At 45.1% G+C, this 19,123-nt stretch carries 18 protein-coding genes and 1 other annotated feature; of the genes, 9 read left to right on the forward strand and 9 right to left on the reverse strand.

What is annotated here, in order from left to right; genetic code table 11:
- Positions 1–152 precede the first annotated feature (152 nt).
- From KNP93_RS02415 to KNP93_RS02425, 3 genes are all read left to right on the forward strand, one after another.
- Positions 153–638 (forward strand): GAF domain-containing protein, encoded by a 486-nt coding sequence (locus KNP93_RS02415; protein ID WP_114595241.1) that lies wholly within the window; start codon positions 153–155, stop codon positions 636–638.
- A 225-nt stretch (positions 639–863) separates the two neighbouring features.
- Positions 864–1,463 carry a 30S ribosomal protein S4 gene (gene rpsD / locus KNP93_RS02420; protein WP_012371102.1) on the forward strand — a complete coding sequence of 200 codons (600 nt, stop codon included), beginning with the start codon at positions 864–866 and terminating at the stop codon, positions 1,461–1,463.
- Between the two features lie 115 nt (positions 1,464–1,578).
- Positions 1,579–2,106, forward strand: a complete 528-nt coding sequence (locus KNP93_RS02425) for a biotin transporter BioY (protein ID WP_131502805.1) — start codon at positions 1,579–1,581, stop codon at positions 2,104–2,106.
- A 49-nt stretch (positions 2,107–2,155) separates the two neighbouring features.
- Here KNP93_RS02425 and tyrS read toward each other — a convergent pair whose 3' ends face one another.
- Positions 2,156–3,403 carry a tyrosine--tRNA ligase gene (tyrS, locus tag KNP93_RS02430; protein WP_131502806.1) on the reverse strand — a complete coding sequence of 416 codons (1,248 nt, stop codon included), beginning with the start codon at positions 3,401–3,403 and terminating at the stop codon, positions 2,156–2,158.
- Positions 3,404–3,451: 48 nt separating this feature from the next.
- Positions 3,452–3,653: a binding site (T-box leader), on the reverse strand.
- 150 nt (positions 3,654–3,803) lie between these two features.
- Between tyrS and KNP93_RS02435 the strand changes: the two genes are divergently transcribed.
- Positions 3,804–6,380, forward strand: coding sequence for a transglycosylase domain-containing protein (locus tag KNP93_RS02435; protein ID WP_214852914.1), 2,577 nt, complete (start codon positions 3,804–3,806; stop codon positions 6,378–6,380).
- Between the two features lie 131 nt (positions 6,381–6,511).
- Here KNP93_RS02435 and acsA read toward each other — a convergent pair whose 3' ends face one another.
- The gene (gene acsA / locus KNP93_RS02440; protein WP_188004601.1) at positions 6,512–8,215 is read right to left on the reverse strand and encodes an acetate--CoA ligase; all 1,704 of its coding nucleotides are present in this window, start codon (positions 8,213–8,215) and stop codon (positions 6,512–6,514) included.
- 146 nt (positions 8,216–8,361) lie between these two features.
- On the opposite strand from acsA, the gene KNP93_RS02445 reads away from it, so the two are divergent.
- The 4 genes from KNP93_RS02445 to KNP93_RS02460 all read left to right on the forward strand — a co-directional run bounded on the left by KNP93_RS02445 (position 8,362) and on the right by KNP93_RS02460 (position 11,699).
- Positions 8,362–8,994 (forward strand): GNAT family N-acetyltransferase, encoded by a 633-nt coding sequence (locus KNP93_RS02445; protein ID WP_131502082.1) that lies wholly within the window; start codon positions 8,362–8,364, stop codon positions 8,992–8,994.
- Positions 8,995–9,005: 11 nt separating this feature from the next.
- Positions 9,006–9,638: an acetoin utilization AcuB family protein gene (locus tag KNP93_RS02450; protein ID WP_214852917.1), complete on the forward strand. Its 633-nt coding sequence runs from the start codon at positions 9,006–9,008 to the stop codon at positions 9,636–9,638.
- Positions 9,635–10,828, forward strand: a complete 1,194-nt coding sequence (locus KNP93_RS02455) for an acetoin utilization protein AcuC (RefSeq protein WP_131502084.1) — start codon at positions 9,635–9,637, stop codon at positions 10,826–10,828. The genes KNP93_RS02450 and KNP93_RS02455 overlap by 4 nt, the downstream gene beginning before the upstream one ends.
- A gap of 106 nt (positions 10,829–10,934) precedes the next feature.
- A complete protein-coding gene (locus tag KNP93_RS02460; RefSeq protein ID WP_214852920.1) occupies positions 10,935–11,699 on the forward strand; it encodes a FixH family protein in 765 nt (254 codons plus the stop codon).
- 50 nt (positions 11,700–11,749) lie between these two features.
- On the opposite strand, the gene ccpA is transcribed toward KNP93_RS02460, so the two are convergent.
- The 4 genes from ccpA to KNP93_RS02480 all read right to left on the reverse strand — a co-directional run bounded on the left by ccpA (position 11,750) and on the right by KNP93_RS02480 (position 15,264).
- Positions 11,750–12,760, reverse strand: a complete 1,011-nt coding sequence (gene ccpA / locus KNP93_RS02465) for a catabolite control protein A (RefSeq protein WP_131502086.1) — start codon at positions 12,758–12,760, stop codon at positions 11,750–11,752.
- Between the two features lie 157 nt (positions 12,761–12,917).
- Positions 12,918–14,003 carry a bifunctional 3-deoxy-7-phosphoheptulonate synthase/chorismate mutase gene (locus tag KNP93_RS02470; protein ID WP_131502087.1) on the reverse strand — a complete coding sequence of 362 codons (1,086 nt, stop codon included), beginning with the start codon at positions 14,001–14,003 and terminating at the stop codon, positions 12,918–12,920.
- Positions 14,004–14,128: 125 nt separating this feature from the next.
- Positions 14,129–14,695: a YtxH domain-containing protein gene (locus tag KNP93_RS02475; RefSeq protein WP_214852923.1), complete on the reverse strand. Its 567-nt coding sequence runs from the start codon at positions 14,693–14,695 to the stop codon at positions 14,129–14,131.
- The gene (locus KNP93_RS02480) at positions 14,695–15,264 is read right to left on the reverse strand and encodes a DUF948 domain-containing protein (protein WP_114595229.1); all 570 of its coding nucleotides are present in this window, start codon (positions 15,262–15,264) and stop codon (positions 14,695–14,697) included. Before KNP93_RS02480 ends, KNP93_RS02475 begins: the two co-directional genes overlap by 1 nt.
- 140 nt (positions 15,265–15,404) lie before the next feature.
- Here KNP93_RS02480 and KNP93_RS02485 point away from each other — a divergent pair, with 140 nt between their 5' ends.
- Positions 15,405–16,517 (forward strand): aminopeptidase, encoded by a 1,113-nt coding sequence (locus tag KNP93_RS02485; protein ID WP_131502090.1) that lies wholly within the window; start codon positions 15,405–15,407, stop codon positions 16,515–16,517.
- A gap of 53 nt (positions 16,518–16,570) precedes the next feature.
- Here KNP93_RS02485 and KNP93_RS02490 read toward each other — a convergent pair whose 3' ends face one another.
- From KNP93_RS02490 to murC, 3 genes are all read right to left on the reverse strand, one after another.
- A complete protein-coding gene (locus KNP93_RS02490) occupies positions 16,571–17,011 on the reverse strand; it encodes a Dps family protein (protein ID WP_026827708.1) in 441 nt (146 codons plus the stop codon).
- Positions 17,012–17,126: 115 nt separating this feature from the next.
- On the reverse strand, positions 17,127–17,642 hold the full coding sequence (locus KNP93_RS02495; protein ID WP_026827707.1) for a DUF2179 domain-containing protein: 516 nt from the start codon (positions 17,640–17,642) through the stop codon (positions 17,127–17,129).
- A 171-nt stretch (positions 17,643–17,813) separates the two neighbouring features.
- On the reverse strand, positions 17,814–19,109 hold the full coding sequence (gene murC, locus KNP93_RS02500) for a UDP-N-acetylmuramate--L-alanine ligase (protein WP_131502091.1): 1,296 nt from the start codon (positions 19,107–19,109) through the stop codon (positions 17,814–17,816).
- Positions 19,110–19,123: the final 14 nt, after the last annotated feature.

The raw sequence follows: 19,123 nt of genomic DNA on the forward strand, positions 1-19,123 counted from the left end.
AATAGTATAGCGCAACCGATTTGCATAGATTTACTCGGGCTTTTACTAATTTCTTCCGAATTTTTAGCCGGGTTTCTTGAAATCAATTGTTTGTCAGTCGTGTGAAAACCCGATAAGATGATTAAAATATGATTTTTCAGGAGGAATTCTATATGTTTGAGACAACGACTTATGATGGTGACCGGACAAAACAATACGAAATGCTGAATAAACAGCTTGATGCGTTACTGACTGGGGAAACGAATCAGATTGCCAACCTTTCAAATGCAAGTGCCTTACTCGGTCAATTTCTCGACCGGACGAACTGGGTCGGGTTCTATTTAATGGACCCGGAACAAAACGAGTTGGTCCTTGGTCCATTCCAGGGACTGCCGGCGTGTGTCCGGATTCCGCTCGGACGGGGAGTTTGCGGAACAGCCGCTCAGGATCAAACAACACAACTCGTCATGGATGTCCATGCGTTCCCGGGACATATCGCCTGTGACGCAGCAACTAATTCGGAAATCGTCGTGCCGTTGATCAAAGACGGAAAAACGATCGGCGTCCTCGACATCGACAGTCCTGAACTCAACCGCTTCGACGAAACGGATCAAGCCGGTCTTGAAGCATTCAGCGAAATTCTTCTTCGCCATATTTGATTGACAGCAGGAATCAGCAGACGTATACTTGTAAAAGTGCAGAAATGATAACGATAGCGGTCAAATCGCTTACGTATCACATTTCATGACTCGGCTTTGCCGGAGGGGCATCGTGTAACTTTGCTATCAAGCGAGGGTGCCACATCATGAAATGGGCGTAACGTGGGTTTGATGGCGTTATTATTTTTATGCAAATAATAACGAACACTAAGGAGGAGTCTTATTATGGCTCGCTATACAGGTCCAGCTTGGAAACTTTCACGTCGTCTCGGTATCTCACTTACTGAAACAGGAAAAGAAATCGCAAAACGTCCGTACGCTCCAGGACAACACGGTAACAGCCGTCGCAAAATGTCTGAGTACGGTCTCCAACTTCAAGCGAAGCAAACGCTTCGTCACATGTACGGAGTAAACGAACGCCAATTCAACCGTATCTTCAACGATGCTGGCAAAATGCCTGGTATCCACGGTGAGAACTTCATGTTCTTACTTGAAGCACGTCTTGACAACGTTGTTTACCGTATGGGTATGGCTCGTACACGTCGTGCTGCTCGTCAGCTCGTCAACCACGGTCACATCCAAGTTGATGGCGCTCGCGTCGACATCCCGTCGTTCCGCGTGAAACCAGGTCAAACGATCTCAGTTCGCGAAAAATCAAAGAACTTTGTCGTTATCAAAGAAGCACTCGAAGTTGCACCAGCAACTAAAGACTTCGTTACTTTCGATGCTGAGAAGCTCGAAGGAACGTTCGTCCGTCTTCCAGAGCGTTCTGAATTGAACGATCAAATCCAAGAACAACTCGTCGTTGAGTACTACTCACGTTAATCAGTTGTTTCAAGCATCCACTCCGGTGGGTGCTTTTTTTGTTTCCCTTTTTCACGTTTTGTGTTAACCTTTATTTTATATTGGTTAACACAAAACATAGAGGACGTGTCATCTTATGAAAACAAAAGATCTTACATTTATCGCTTTAGGTGCTGCCATCATTTCTGCGGTCAGTTTACTGCCGCAACTTCAACTCGTCGGTCCGGTACCAATCACGCTTCAAATGCTCGCCATCATGACGGTCAGTGCCATTCTCGGTGCCAAACGCGGTGGACTGGCTGTCCTGATCTTCTTATTGCTTGCCGCTGCCGGTCTTCCCTTACTTGGTGGAAAAGGAGGACTTGCCCCATTCGTCGGTCCGACCGTCGGTTATCTGATTGCGTTCCCGATTGCCGGTTTCTTCATCGGTCTCGTCGCTGAAAGGACACGCCGTTTCATTCCGCTATTCATCGGGATGCTCGTGTTTGGACTCGGACTCGTTTATCTGCTCGGCACGTTCGGTTTGATGGCCGTCTTGCATCTGTCGTTCCTCGATGCCCTGACAATCAACATTCCGTTTATTCTCGGTGATGTCCTAAAAGCGTTGCTCGCAACAACGATCGCCGTCCGTTTGCTTCCCCTTCGCCTGTTCCGTGTCGCTTAAACAAAAAAAACAACGCTGACGAAATCGCCAGCGTTGTTTTTTATTCGCTTCAAGCGTGCTCGAGCACGAAGTATTTCTTTTTCCCACGACGGATGATCGTGAAATCACCAATCGCATCTTGTTTCGTAATCTCTTTTGTCAATTCCTGTTCTCGGTCCCCATTGATGTAAATCGCACCGTTTGTCACATCTTCGCGTGCTTGACGCTTCGACGGACTGATTTGGGCTTCGACAAGGATGTCGACCAGGTTTGTTGCCTCTCCCAGTGCGAAACGTGGCATTCCTTTGAAGGCATCGGCAATATCTTCTGCTTTCAACGATTTGATTTCACCGCTGAACAATGCTTTTGTAATCCGTTCCGCTTGTTCGAGTGCCTCTGCGCCATGAACGAGAACTGTCATTTCTTCTGCCAACCGGCGTTGTGCAACTCGTTTTTCAGGTGCCGTCTCGACTTCCTGTTGAAGGGCGTTGATTTCGTCAGGTGTCAGGAACGTAAAATATTTTAAGAACTTGATGACATCAAGGTCATCGACGTTGAACCAAAACTGGTAAAACTCGTACGGTGTCGTTTTATCAGCATCGAGCCAAACTGCTCCACCGGCCGTTTTCCCGAATTTTTGACCATCCGATTTCGTAACGAGCGGCACTGTGATTCCGAAAGCCTTTTGGTCATGACCGACGCGGCGAATCAATTCCATTCCTGCCGTGATGTTTCCCCACTGATCACTTCCACCGACCTGCAGGCGACATCCTTCATTTTCGTACAGCTTCAAGAAATCGAACGATTGAAGCAACATGTAGGAGAACTCCGTGAACGAGATTCCGTTTTGCAGACGTGAGTCAACGGAGTCTTTCGCCAACATGTAGCTGATCGGGAAATGTTTCCCGATGTCGCGCAAGAAATCAATGATTGTCAAATCCTTTGTCCAGTCAAGATTGTTTGCAATCGTTACGGGATTTTCGCCATCAAGCGGCAAAAAGCGTGACAATTGTCCTTTAATCCGGTTGGCGAATTCTTCGACGATATCCGATGTATTCAATGAACGTTCTGTCGAGCGGCCACTCGGATCACCAATCATTCCCGTTGCCCCTCCGACTAATCCAATCGCATGGTGTCCCGCTTGTTGGAAACGTTTTAACACAAGAATCGGCAATAAGTGTCCGATGTGGAGTGAATCTGCTGTTGGATCAAATCCAGTGTATAGTGTCGTCGGACTTTCAAGTAATTCTTTAATTCCTTCTTCGTCCGTCATTTGACTGATCAATCCGCGAAACTCTAAATCTTCCAGTAACGTCATCTGTCTTCCCCCTAAAATAGTCTAAAAAAAACCGTCCCCTCGTCTGAACGAAGGGACGGAATATTCCGTGGTACCACCCTAATTGCATGAACCTCATGCCACTTAGATTGCCGATAACGGGGCAGACCGCCTGATTTCTCAAGAAGCTCCTGGAAGCGTAATTCATGAAGCGCTATGTCCTAGTTCGCAGCACCACTAGGTCTCTGATACAGGGAGCGGTTCATTACTTTTTTCCAATCACAGCTGATTCTACTATACGTTTGATTAAGATGTTTCCATGATACGTTGAAGCAGAATCCACTGTCAAGCCATTTTCTAATACTTCAGTTATGGTATAATACGTCTATCTGTGATTTAATGTTAATTTACACCCAAGTTTAAGATGTAAAGGAGATCATTTATGCGCGAGAACTGGTTCAAGTTTTGGAATCATCCCCGGACGAAAGCCGTTCGGCACTGGTCGAATATCACATACGACGTATCTTGGAATATCATTTTATTCCTCATCATAGGGGTCTTGTTAGTCGGAAGTTTTTCTGTCGGAGCAGCGGGCGGTTATTTCGCTTCGCTTGTCAAAGATACAAAAGCACCGAAACTGACAGAAATGAAACAACAAGTAAACAGTTATGCCATTACGAGTGAGATTTATTGGGGAAGTGGCGAAAAGCTGACGAACATTGCCACGGACGAAGAACGTCAACCTGTCAATATTAAGGAAATTTCTCCTTATCTGCTCGATGCTGTCCTATCGACAGAAGATGTTGATTTTTACGAGCATGATGGAGTCGTACCAAAAGCTACATTACGTGCCGTCTTACAAGAGGTGACGAACTCGTCTTCCCGGACAGGCGGAAGTACGTTGACACAACAGTTGATCAAAAACCAAATCCTCACGAATGAAGTCTCGTTTGAACGGAAAGCCAAAGAAATCATTTTGGCTCTGCGTCTCGAAAATGCGATGACAAAAGATGAGATCCTGCAAGCTTATCTGAATGTCGTTTCGTTTGGTCGAAATTCACTGGGACGAAATATCGCCGGAATCGAAGCTGCGTCACGTGGTGTGTTTAACAAACCGGCCAAAAAACTGACGTTACCACAAGCTGCTTTCCTCGCAGGTATTCCAAAAAATCCTTACTACTACACACCTTACCTTCAAGGTGGAGTGGTCAAAAAAGATTTGACGCCGAGTACCAACCGGATGAAAACGGTCTTAAAGCGAATGTATGTCGCGAAAAGCATTACAAAAGCACAATATGAGAAAGCTGTAAAATACGATATTACAAAAGATTTTTCTAAAACATCAAAACGTTCACGTGATACGTATCCGTATGTCTATGATTTAGCTGAAAAAGAAGCACTTAAAATCATGACAAGCTATTTCATGAAACAGGACGGGATCAAAGAAGATGAGGTTAAACCTTCTGAACTTGCCGAAGTCAAAGCCAATTATCGGGATCAGGCATTGATTGCGATGCGACAAGGTGGATATAAAATTCATTTGACACTGGATAAAAAGATTCACGAAGCGATGCAAACACCGGCTAAAAATGCGTCGAACTTCCCGAGTGCGCCGCAATACAAACAAGTCGTCAATCCAAACACGAAAAAGACAGTCACGAAAAAAGATCCGGAAGAAACCGCTGCTGTCATGGTTCAAAATGAAACAGGTCGGATTTTAGGATTTGTTGGTGGACGTTATACGGATGGAACAGCCGATGACTTCAACCGTGCTTTCCAGGCGAAACGTCAAATCGGTTCGACTGCTAAACCAATTCTTGTTTATTCGAACGGAATTGAAAATGGATTAATCACACCGGCATCGACCATTAATGACGAAGAGTATTATTACCAGACCGTTCCGCGTCAACCCGGTGATAATCCAATCAACAATGAAGGCGGACGTTACCGTGGAAACGTCACCGTACGCGAAGCATTGGAACTGTCTCTAAACGTTCCTGCCGTTAAAACGTACGAGAAGATGAATATGTCGAATTCGATTCAAAAATTAGTCGATATGGGAATTGAAATTCCGGATAATATCCGCTATGCCCCATCTGCCGCTTTAGGAACGATGGAAATTACACCAGTTGAACTTGCCGGAGCTTATGCAACGCTTGCCAACTACGGTGAATACGTCAAACCGTATGTCATTTCGAAGATTACGAAAGACGGTAAAAACATCTATAAAGCAAAATCAAAGAAAAAGCGTATCTACCAAGATCGTACCGCTTATTTGACGCTTGATATGATGCGGGGTGTCTTTGATAAAGGAACGGCGCAATATGCCAATTCATTACTCAAGGTACCTGGTGATTGGGCAGGTAAAACCGGGACGACCAATGAAATCAAAGACTCGTACCTGGTCGGTTCAACACCTGGTGTCACCCTTGCCGTTTGGACCGGACATGACCAAAACAACTCATTGATGGGTGCAACCACGTACTATCAACGGACACAAAATCTTTGGGCTCAAATGGCGAATCTGACGTATAACGCAAACAGCAGTTACTTTAAGTCAGGTGCCCGATTCAATCAGCCGGCCTCTGTCAGTGCAGATGACTTCAAAAACACCGGTCGTTTCAAAGAGGAAGACCAAAAGAAAAAAGAAGCGGAAGCAAAGAAAAAAGCAGAAGCAGAAGCAGAAAAGAAAAAACAAGCCGAACAAGATAAAAAGAAAGCGGATGAAGCAAAAGCCAAAGCGGAAGCGGATGCCAAACAGAAAGCGGACGATACAAAAGCCAATGCCGACGCGGATGCTAAACAGAAAGCAGACGAAGCAAAAGCGAAAGCTGATGCGGATGCCAAACGCAAAGCAGACGAAGCAAAAGCGAAAGCCGACGCGGATGCCAAACGCAAAGCAGACGAAGCAAAAGCGAAAGCCGACGCGGATGCCAAACGCAAAGCAGATGAAGCAAAAGCGAAAGCCGACGCGGATGCCAAACGCAAAGCGGATGAAAAGCAGAAAAACGCTGAGTAATCTAAGTTCCGTCACTAAAGCATCGACTCTAAAAGAGTCGGTGTTTTTTTAGTTTCCGTTCAAAACAAAAAAACAAGACCACCTACTTCCGCTTTCTCCGGAAATAAGTGGTCTGTTTTTATAAGATAAACTTAGTCTTCCATCGTCGAAAGATCTCCTGTTTCAAGATTCAATTCCCAAGCCTTTAAGACACGGCGCATGATTTTACCGCTGCGTGTTTTAGGCAGTTTATCGCGGAAGTCGATTTCGCGAGGAGCCGCGTGGGCTGCCAGCCCCTCTTTAACGAATTTTTGGATTTCTTGTTTAAGTTCTTCTGTCGGCTCATATCCATCTCTTAGCGAAATGAAAGCTTTGATGATTTCACCACGAACCGGATCCGGTTTCCCGATGACACCCGCTTCTGCAACAGCCGGATGCTCAACCAAGCGACTTTCTACTTCGAATGGTCCAACACGTTCTCCGGCAGTCATGATCACATCATCGACACGACCTTGGAACCAGAAGTAGCCTTCATCGTCCATATAGGCCGAATCACCTGATACATACCATCCTTTGAAGAAATACGACTCGTATTTTTGTGGATTGTTCCAAATTTGACGCATCATCGAAGGCCATGGTGTTTTTAACGCTAAATTCCCCATCCGGAAAGGAGGCAACTCGTTTCCTTGATCATCTACAATCGCTGCTTGCGTTCCCGGAATCGGTTTCCCCATCGATCCTGGTTTGATATCCATTGATTTGTAGTTACAGATCATCATAGCACCCGTCTCCGTCATCCACCATGTATCGTGAATGCGTTGATCGAAAGCTTCTTTTCCCCACCGGATGACTTCCGGGTTAAGTGGTTCTCCGACCGAAAGGACATGCCGTAAACTGGACAGATCATGTGTATTTGCAATTTCCGCCCCAGCACCCATCAACATCCGGAAAGCTGTTGGTGCACTGTACCACACAGTCACTTTATATTTCTCGATGACACTGTACCAGAAGTCAGGATTAAATCGACCGCCAACGACAACATTCGTCGCACCGTTCAAAAAAGGTGCAAAGATACCGTAGCTTGTTCCTGTGACCCAACCTGGATCAGCTGTACACCAATAAACATCTTCTTCTTGTAAGTCGAGGACCCAACGTCCTGTCATCATATGTTGAATCATTGCGTTCTGAACATGTAAGACGCCTTTCGGTTTACCGGTCGAGCCCGATGTATAATGAAGGATTAAACCATCTTCCCGGTCTAACCAGACCGGTTCAAATGATTCAGATGCTTGATTGAACGCTTGTCGGAAATCCTTGATTTTATCATCTTCCTCTACGTCTTCATCAACTAAGAGAATCTGTTCGAGTGATGTCAGTTCATCAACAGGGACGCGTGGTAATAATGCTTTTGTCGTAATCAACATTTTTGCTTCCGAATCCAACAAGCGATCCCGGACTGCTTGTTCCATGAAAGCTTCAAATAACGGGCCGACGATCGCACCGACTTTCAACGCACCGAGTAAAGCAAAATACAATTCCGGCGAACGTGGCATGAAAATGAAAATCCGATCTCCAGCTTCGATACCCGCATCTTTTAAGACGTTGGCCGCTTTATTTGTCATTCGTTTCATATCAGCATACGTAAACGTTTGTTCCGTTGTCCCGTCAAAATAAATCAGCGCCGTCTTATTGGCACGTTCACCTTCTGCATGACGATCGATTGCTTCGTAGGCCATGTTGACTTTCCCCGTCGTCGACCACGAAAAATATTGTTCCGCTTCTTGCCAATCGTATGAATCTGAACCATCATATTCGGATAACCAATGCTTACCCGGAAGCGCTTTCAAAACTTTCATGTCTCGTTCCTCCCCTTCGCTGTTCTCTCCTACATTATAAGCTAGTTAGCCTGTAGTTCAATCAATTTGCCGTCAATTTGTTAAAAAATCCCTCTCTTTCTTTCTCTGCTTTCGATTATAATGAACAGGAAGGTGGTGACGCTTACATGTTTGAAAAACAATTCAATCATCGTACTCATGAAACATCGCTTGGTCCAGTAGAAATCGAAGGACCAGTCACAAGCCAGGTACTTGCTGCTTATACACTTGATCCAGGCCTAACAGCTTTTCGACAACCTGCGGAACAGCATGAAGCACTCGTTGAAATCGCCGCTTTGGAAGAAGGACGTATCATCATCGCCCGACAAGGAAATGACATCATTGGCTATGTAACGTTTCTGTATCCCGATCCTTATGAGACATGGAGCGAGGGGAATAATCCGTATATATTGGAACTCGGTGCCATCGAAGTAGCGGCCCGCTTCCGGGGACAACAAATCGGAAAAAAACTCTTAGAAGTTTCGATGCTTGATCCAGCGATGGAACAATATTTAATTTTAACGACAGAATATTATTGGCACTGGGATTTAAAAGGAAGTGGTTTGTCTGTTTGGGATTACCGTAAAATCATGGAAAAAATGATGAACCACGGTGGGTTGGTCTTTTTCCCGACGGATGATCCAGAAATCGCCTCGCACCCTGCCAACTGTTTGATGGCACGAATCGGTAAACATGTCGCACCTGAAGTCGTCGCGCATTTTGATGCATTACGGCTCCGTCGTCGCTTCATGTACGATTAAGGAGGGCTCGCATGTTAATCGAACAAATCATGAAGACACATTGTATTACGATTCAACCTACAAACTCGATTGCTCACGCCGCCGAGTTGATGCGCCGTCACCAAATTCGGCATTTGCCTGTGATAAATGCCCGACAGGAACTGTTAGGCTTAATTGGTCTGCAGGAGATACAAAGTGCCAGCAGTGTGTTTCACCCGGAAACTTTTTTAAAGGATCAACAAAATGCGGTATCAAGCATCATGCAACGAATACCAATCATGGCTCACCCTCTTGATTTCATCGAAGATGCGGCTGTCTTATTTTATGAACATCGCCTCTCCTGTCTTCCGATTGTTCGGGGACGTCGCTTAGTCGGTTTAATAACAGAAACGGATTTGCTCCGGACCTTCGTCCAATTAACCGGTGCACTAGAACCGAGTTCACAAATCGAAGTCCGTGTCGAAAACACGGCAGGAACACTCGCTAAAATCGCTGGACTCCTGGCGAAAACAAACGTCAATATTTTAAACGTCTTAGTCTATCCTACAGATGATCCATACGTTCGGATCGTTGCTTTTCGTGTCCAAACGATGAACCCGATTCGCGTCATCGAAAAATTACGAAAGGAAGGATTTGATGTGGTTGGTCCTGATATGAGCCGATGAAAGAGTTTGCTTATGTATACAGCAAAGAAGAGGCTGCCTACCGCTTCTCCGACTCCCATCCGTTTAATCCGATTCGACTCGAATTAACCCTGTCCTTATTGGAAGCAACCGGTGCCCTCGAGAATATCGACTGCATCGTCCCCCGTCCGGCAACAGACGAGGAATTATCGTTGATTCACGATCCGGATTACATACAGGCGGTGAAACTCGCAGGACACGGCGAACTTTCTCCGATGAAGGCGCAAATGTACGGATTAGGAACCGAAGACACCCCTCTTTTTGACCAGATGCATGAAAGTGCAGCCTTGCTCGTCGGCGGAACGATTGAAGCATGCGAGCTTGTCCTGTCCGGTCAATACCGGCGGACATTCCATATCGGAGGAGGTCTGCATCACGGCTTTCGCGGACGGGCTTCCGGTTTTTGTATCTACAACGACACTGCCGTCGCGATGGCAGCCATGATTCAAAAATACGATTGCCGGATTTTATATGTCGATACCGATGCCCATCACGGCGATGGTGTTCAATGGGCGTTTTACAACCGGGCGGATGTCATGACGTTGTCACTTCACGAAACCGGACGTTACTTATTTCCCGGAACCGGAATGGTGACGGAGCGTGGAGCAGAAGAAGGTTATGGTTGGAGCTGGAACGTTCCCTTTGACGCCTTTACGGAAGACGCTTCTTTTTTACATGCCTACCGGACTGTCCTGTTTGAAGCATGTGAACTCTTTAAGCCGGATTTGATCATTACTCAAAATGGCGCCGACGCACATGCCCTTGACCCGTTGACCCATCTGTCGTTAACGATGGAGAGCTACGAACAGATTCCTCAAATCGCTGTTGAGGCTGCTGACCGGTACACAGGCGGCCGGATTGTAGCTTTAGGTGGTGGCGGTTACGACTGGTACCGCGTCGTCCCTCGCGCCTGGAGTCAAGTATTTGCTGCTTTAACGAATCAATCTCCCTTCCATGGGAATCTTCCGGAAGAATGGATTAAGCGATGGCAGAAAGAGAGTCCGAATGTTCCGGTGACATGGGCCGATCCTGTTCCGCTGTATCCGATGATTCCTCGTCGTCCGGAAATCGAAGAAAAAAACTGGGAGACCGTTAAACGATTACTGTGGCCGTTCGTCGATGATTCTAAAAAAGAACACTTATCGTTCTCCTCCCCTTATTCAAATGATTAAAAATGTCTTGTTCTTTTCACAATTACTTCGTGGGCATTTCACAAGTTCTTGTTATACTGAATAAGCTTTCATTACTTTATTTAGTAAACGAAAATTGGGGGAATCCGTGTTGAAGAAAAAAACAATAGGCTTCATGGGGATGTTTTTCGCGACAGGACTTTTGCTTGCCGGATGCGCGAATGACAAACAAGCAATGGATCACGATACAATGCAAGGATCCGGAAAAAAAACAGTCGACGTTAAGGTTGATGTACCGGCGAAGACGATGGAAAATCAAAAAGTGGTTTTCCAAGCGACAGCACTTGAAAATAAAAAGGCTGTTAATCTGGAAAACGTAGCTTTCGAAGTCTGGAAAGCGGATGAAAAAGAAGCGGTTCATCAAAAGTTTAAAGCGGCATTGAAAAAGACAGGTACTTATCAAGCCGAAGCCAAGCTTGCTGAAGGCGAATACGAAGGACTTTATCATATCAATGATAAAAACGGACTTCACCATATGGATAAAATCTCATTCGTCGTCATGGATCACTCGCACGAAGACGCGAAAAAGAACACGACTGAACATACACACAAACACGCTACCGTTGAAGGATTATCCGTTCATTATATGGGCGCTAAAACAGTGAAGACCGGGGCAAAATTCCCCGTCTCCTTTCATGTCTTTCTAAACGGCACACCACTCAAGGCAGATGTTCAAATTGAAGTCATCGAACCCGGTGTCGAAAAACATACGTATCTGCCGCTCACTAAAAAATCGGATCAATACGTAGGTGAAGTCTCGTTGACACATCCAGGAGAGACCATCGTCCGACTTCATGTCGAGAACGATCAATTACACCATCACCAAGACCAAACGATAGTCGTTAAACGATGAAAAAAAGTCTGTTTCTTTTCCGGTTGGAAAAAGAACAGACTTTTTTTTGATCAAGAACGGGTAGAATCCCGTTGTTCGATTCGGTGTGGTAAGGTCACATCGTTTGTCTCGATTTCTTCTTTGTTGAGGATTTTCGTCAACAAACGCATTGAAACGGCTCCGATATCATACATCGGTTGAACGACCGTCGTCAGTTTTGGACGAATCATCGTTGCAAGACGCGTGTTATCATGACCGATGACTTCGAAGTCTGCCGGAACTTGATGACCAGCGTCTTGAAGAGCATGAATGACACCAAGCGCCATTTCATCTGTCCCTGCAAAAATCGCACGTGGACAAGCATCGCCAAGTTCAAGTAATTGGTTCATCGCTTTCATGCCTGAATCGTACGTGTAGTTTCCAAGGACAACATTTTGCTCATCAAACGGTAAATTGGCTTCTTCCAACGCACTCCGGTAGCCGGCAAATTTCTTTTCTCCATTAATCTGTTGTTCAAGTGGTCCAGTAATGAATCCAATCCGCTTATGACCATTGTCAATCAGAGATTTTACAGCATCATGTGCAGCACTTTCGTAATCAATATTAACGGCCGGAAGATCATAATCTTGGTTTAAAGTAGCCGCCAATACGATTGGAACAGGTGATGTTTTAAATTCACGGACAAGATCTTCATGAAGGCGCCCACCCATGAAGATGATTCCATCGACTTGTTTACCAAGTAACGTATTCAACAAATGAATTTCTTTTTCAGGATTTTGGTCTGAGTTACATAGGATGATATTGTACTTATACATCGTTGCAACGTCTTCAATTCCCCGTGCTAAATCTGCAAAAAAGATATTTGAAATATCCGGTACGATGACGCCGACAGTCGTCGTTTTCTTACTGGCAAGACCTCGTGCGACGGCGTTCGGACGGTAGCCGAGTTGGTCGATGGCATCCTGTACTTTTTTCCGCGTCGACGGTTTGACATTCGGATTTCCATTCACTACACGCGAGACGGTCGCCATGGAGACCGCGGCTTCCCGTGCGACATCATAAATCGTTATATTACTGTTCAAAACAAATTCCTCCTTATTTTAGACAACCTTTTTGTTTTCATTCTTGTTTTCATTTTTAGGCAACACGAAAGGAAGACAGGAAAAGATAACTTTCTTTTCCCATTCTTCCCTCATTGTAAAACGTTTTCATTCGCTAAAGAACAGTCTTTTTAGAAAATCATTGAACGTTTAGTGCCGGAAAAGTAGAAGTCAGATTCTCGATGAACGAATCGAACTCATTAAAATCTAATTGTTGGTTTGCATCCGATAACGCAAGCGCCGGAAACGGATGTACTTCTACCATAACAGCATCTGCTCCGATCGCATACGCTGCTTTTGCAGTCGGAAGAAGTAAATCTTTACGGCCCGTCGAATGGGTTACATCGACCATGACCGGAAGATGTGTTTCTTGTTTGAGAATCGGAACGGCAGAGATATCGAGTGTATTGCGGGTCGCCCGTTCATACGTCCGAATTCCGCGTTCGCATAAGATGACCTGTTCATTCCCGCTTGCCATGATGTATTCCGCAGCGTACATGAACTCTTCAAGTGTAGCAGACAAACCCCGTTTCAACAGAACCGGCTTGTTCGTTCGCCCTACTTCTTTCAACAAGTCGAAGTTTTGCATGTTGCGGGCACCGACTTGAATGATGTCCACGTAAGGCAGAGCTGATTCAACTGCGCTTGGTGTCATGATTTCAGTAATGACATGAAGACCGTGCGCATCAGCTGCTTTTTTCAACATCTTTAATCCGTCTAATCCAAGACCTTGGAAATCATATGGTGATGTCCGCGGTTTGTAAGCACCGCCACGCATGAAGCGTACACCATGCTTTGCCAGTTGTTCTGCCACCTCAAAGACCTGTTCTTCACTTTCGACCGCACACGGTCCTGCAATCAATTGTTGGGAACCGTCACCAATCACATCATCCCCGATGCGAATGATCGTATTCGTCGGTTTTTGTTTTCGGGAGACCAACAACTTCCGTGTCCGATCCTCCCCTTGAAGTTCAAGTGAAGCTTTGAAAATTTCTTTAAATACGTGCTGTAGGCGTCCTGTTTCAAATGGACCATGATTGCTCGCTGCAATCGATTCAAGCATCTGACGTTCACGGACCGGATCATACCGATCGATTCCCTGGGCACGTTTGACTTCACCGATTTCAACCGCTATTTCCCCTCGTTTATTGATTAACGCCAGTAACTCAGCGTTTACTAAATCAAGTTCATCCCGTAAACGTTTCAATTCTGCATGTTGATCCATTCTTCTACCACTCCCTAATCAGCATATAGCTCGTAATAGCAACTAATTATAGCGAACTCTTGTGAAATTGTACATAAATAAAGCGTACTCACTATTTAAAGTCAGTGAGTACGCTAAAACGTTGCTTATTTTTTAGGTTGTTTTTCATGACTTAACTTTGCCTGGGGATCATTGTCCTCATCTTCTGTATCTTCTTCGTTCTCTTCTCCTTCGAGATCTTCACGTAATTCAGATAGCTCAGCAACCGTTTCAGTATCAAGTTGTTCTGCTACCGGAGCCCCGTCCACTTCGTCACCGATTTCTCGTTCGATATCACGGACCAATTGTTCCGCTTCTGCAAGTGCAGCATCGATGCTCGATTGGTCTTTTTCAAAACCGGCATATTGTGCCGCTTCCTGGACCGTCGGATTCTTTTTCGCTTTTTCAATGACAGGTGCTGCTTTATCTTTTGCTAATTGAATCCATTCGCCGACGAGTGGTTCTGCTTTTTCGCGAACGACTTGTGTCTGTTCGTTTAAACGTTGGCGTGCTGGCGCTGTCCGCTCATCGAGCATTCCGCGCATTTCACGGCCTGATTTCGGACTTGATAATAAAGCGGCTGCTGCGCCGATTAGGCCACCGACGATGATGCCGGCAAGGAATCCGCCACTTTTAGAAGTATCTTGTGTTTGGTATGGATGTTGTTTTGTCATTATGAACGATCTCCCTTCAACTCATCTGGAATACTTTCGACATCCGGAACAGAAACGATTTCCGGTGTAACCGGTGTTTCTGCTTTTTTACGGAAGCGACGACGCGGTTTCTTTTCGACTGTTGTTGTAGCTGTTGTCGAAGAAGTCACGTCTTGGCCTGGTTCAGGCTTATTTTTCTTAAAGAGTTCCACCGCGACTGATCCCCAACGGACGGCTTGTGCGATTTGTTCTTTGTTTGTATCCGCAGCACCTGCGACCGTGTCAGACACAGTCCGAACTGAATCAGTTACTTTATTGAGCGATGTTCCGAGTTCTTCGATTGAGTTCGCAACCGGTGCAAGCAATTCTGTTTTTTCTTCAATCGTATCGACAAGACGATTCGTTTTGTGTAACAACGCTGTCGTCTCCATCATGATGCCGTCTAATTGACGCTCGAGCCCTGCTGTCGTATCCGCTACGTTGTTAAGTGTCTTACCTGCTGCGCTCAATACGCGTGCGAGGAAGATGACGAGTACTACGAATGCAATCGCAGCAACCAGTCCGGCAATTCCGCCTAATGTAATTTCCATGGTTCGTGCCTCCAATTTCTTTTGCTAGTGTCTAGTTGGTAGTTCGACGTCGGGGCAGTTGTTCCTGCTACTCCAAATGGTTTATTTCCGTTACAATGATAAATGAAACCTACATACATCATTTTGAGGAGGAACTTTTCATGCGTGACCCGCGCCTAACACAACTCGCAACGAATCTTATCAATTATTCAGTAGCACTTGCTCCTGGTGAAAAAGTCTTGATCGAGAATTTCGGAATCGAACGTGAACTTGTCGAAGCACTCGTTGATGCCGCTTATGAAGCCGGTGGTCTTCCATTCGTCCTCTTAAAGGATAACCGTGTGTTACGGAAATTGTACCGCAATGCGTCGGAAGAACAACTTCAGTTAATGGCAGACATCGAACAAAAACAAATGCAGGCGATGGATGCTTATATCGGTCTGCGTGCCGGAGACAATATCAATGAACTTTCCGATGTCCCGTCTGACAAAATGAAGCTGTACGGTAAAACGCTCGGTAAAATGCATACCGAAGATCGTGTCAAAGGCACGAAATGGGTCGTGTTACGCTTCCCGACGACTTCAATGGCACAACTGGCGAACCAGTCGACAGAAGCTTTCGAAGATTTTTACTTCGATGTCTGTACGCTTAACTACGCGAAGATGGGTGAAGCCATGACGCCCCTCGTCGATTTGATGAATAAAACTGATCGCGTTCGTCTCGTCGGTCCCGGAACAGACCTGACTTTCTCAATCAAGGACATTCCAGCCATCAAGTGTGCCGGCAATGCCAATATTCCGGACGGAGAAGTCTTTACGGCGCCTGTCAAAGATTCGATCAACGGAACGATTTCATACAATACGCCTTCCCCTTACCAGGGCTTTACCTTCGAGAACGTCAAACTGACATTTAAAGACGGTAAAATCGTAGAAGCAACAGCAAACGATACGGAACGGATCAATCAAGTATTTGATACAGATGCCGGAGCACGTTTTGTCGGCGAATTCGCAATCGGTGTTAATCCGTTCATCCAACATCCGATGAAGGATATCTTGTTTGATGAAAAGATTGATGGTAGTTTCCACTTTACACCCGGTCAAGCATATGCCGAGGCGTACAACGGAAATGACTCATCCATCCATTGGGATCTCGTGAACATCCAACGTCCTGATTACGGTGGCGGAGAAATTTGGTTTGATGATGTCTTGATTCGTAAAGACGGTCGATTCGTCTTACCTGAACTCGATGTCTTGAATCCTGAAAACTTAAAGTAAGGAAAAACGGACGGCTCATTCCATAGAGGATGCAGCCATCCGTTTTTTTTGACTTATTTTTTTAATGTTGCACGCAACATCCAAATTTGTTTTTCAATTTCTTTTGCTTGTGCCAATAAATCGTCTTCAACCGTCACATCCTGCGATTCAAGATGGACGATTGCATCCAGCATTTCCTTACGAATCTGTTGGAAGTCACTGATGACCGACTCGACCATCTCATCTGCTGATAAGCCTGGTTTAGCTTCTTCAAGCGTCGTTTGCTCCAAATATTCCTTCAGTGTTGCAGAAGGCATTCCGTTGTTCATCAACAGACGTTCTGCCACGACATCGTACTGTTCCGAAACCCATGTGTATAATTCTTCAAGCTTTACATGTAACGTCAAGAAATCAGGACCTTTAATGTACCAGTGGTAGTTATGGAGTTTTACAAACAGGACACCATAGTTTGCCACCTGTTGATTTAAAGCCGTCTTAGCATGATTACTAATCATTATCGATTTCTCCTCTCATAAAACTATGTTTTGTTCTATTTCATCTTTATCCTTAAATAACAAAACTTAAACATGATTTCATGAGAGATTCTTCGAGCATGCAGTAAAAAATTTCTTACTGAGACCGTTTCAATCCTTTGAGCATATAACCGCCTTTGAAATCCACCGAATCAAAAGCGACAAGAAACGCTTTCGGTTCATACTCCTCGACCAGGTTACGCAATACTTTCATTCTTGTCCGGGCTGCCAGTACATCCAGTCGATAACGAATTCCATCACGACCCTGACCTTGATAATGTGTGACTCCGAATCCGTTATCCCGGATAACTTGAATCAATTCTGCCGGAAACTCTTGTGTGTGAACTTGAATCATATTGTATCCAATCGCCAGCTTCCGTTCGACGAATCCTCCAATCAGAATACCAAGACCGAATCCAAGCGCATAGACAATCATTCCGACTGTCGTCAAGTCACGGAATACGATACCGAGCGCAAAGATATAAATCAACGTTTCAACCGTTCCTAACACACCTGCAATGATTGTTCTTCCTTTGACGAGCATGATGGTACGTAATGTCAAAACAGGTACGTAAATCAGCTGTAACAGTAAGATGAGTAAGATTTGTCCCATGACGTCTTTCCTTTCTAAATAACATACCCCCACTATTCCAAAAATTAATTCAAGATGCAATCAAAAATTTACAACAACCTACCTCAAAATCACTTCAGTTTTTTTTGTTTCATGAAACCGACAAAAAAGACACTGACAAATGAATGTCAGTGCCCGTTCTTACTCAGGATGTTATTTCGTGTTTTCGTACTGGTGTTGATACGTTTGAATGTCTCCTGCTCCCATAAAGAGCAATACGGCATTTTCGTGTTTACTTAAGAGTGATACATTGTCCCGTGTCAAAATATCCGAGCCCGGCACTTTTTCTTGTAAGTCTTCTACCCGGACCTGGCCTTCCTGCTCACGTGCCGATCCAAAGATTTCACACAGATATGTGGCATCTGCCTCGCGTAACGATGTCGCAAAATCATCCATGAATGACTTCAAGCGAGTATACGTATGCGGTTGAAAAATCGCTACGACTTCACGATCCGGATATTTCTTGCGTGCAGACTCAATCGTCGCACTGATTTCTTTCGGATGGTGTGCATAATCGTCAACAAGAATCTGCGAACCGAAGTTAGATTCACTAAAACGGCGTTTCACTCCGCCGAATGTAGACAGACGCGCCGCTACCTCTTCTTTGTTCAATCCTTCATACTGGCAGATTGCGATGACAGACAGTGCATTCAAGACATGGTGGCGACCAAATCCAGGAATCAGGAATGTCCCGTAGAAGTCATCCCGGAGATATACGTCAAACGATGTTCCATCTGGAGTCGACGTTGCATTTTCTGCACGGAAATCATTATTTTCGCCAAAACCGTAATACAGAATCGGAACATTCGCCTGAAGGTTTTGAAGATGTTCGTCATCTCCACAAGCTACGATTGCTTGTTTGACCTGCATCGCCATCTCCTGGAATGCAGATACGACGTCATCAATGCCTGTAAAGTAATCGGAATGATCAAAGTCAATATTCGTCATGATGGCATAGTCCGGTTTGTAATACAGGAAGTGGCGTTTGTATTCACACGCTTCAAAAACAAATGCTTTCGCATCTTCTACACCGGCACCGGTTCCATCACCAATCAAAAATGCCGTTGGTGTAATTCCACTCAAGACATGTGACAGTAACCCGGTCGTCGATGTTTTACCATGCGAACCGGTAATGGCGACAGACCGGTACTCATCTGCTAAATAGCCTAAGAAATCATAATAATGATAAATCGTTAAATCCAGTTCCTTTGCCCGAGCAATTTCTGGATGATCATCTCCAAAAGCATTTCCTTGGATGATGACTTGATTTTCTTTAATGTTGTCCGCACTGAACGGGAAAAACGGAATTCCTTTTGCCCGCAAGGCATCTTCTGTAAAAATATGCTTGTCAATATCAGAACCTTGTACTTGATGATTCATTTCATGCAGTACTTGGGCGAGTGCACTCATCCCTGTCCCTTTAATCCCTACAAAATGATAATTTGTCATATATGAGCCCTCCA

Origin of the sequence: Exiguobacterium sp. s166 (genome assembly GCF_018618855.1) — a bacterium.
Lineage (GTDB): Bacteria > Bacillota > Bacilli > Exiguobacteriales > Exiguobacteriaceae > Exiguobacterium_A.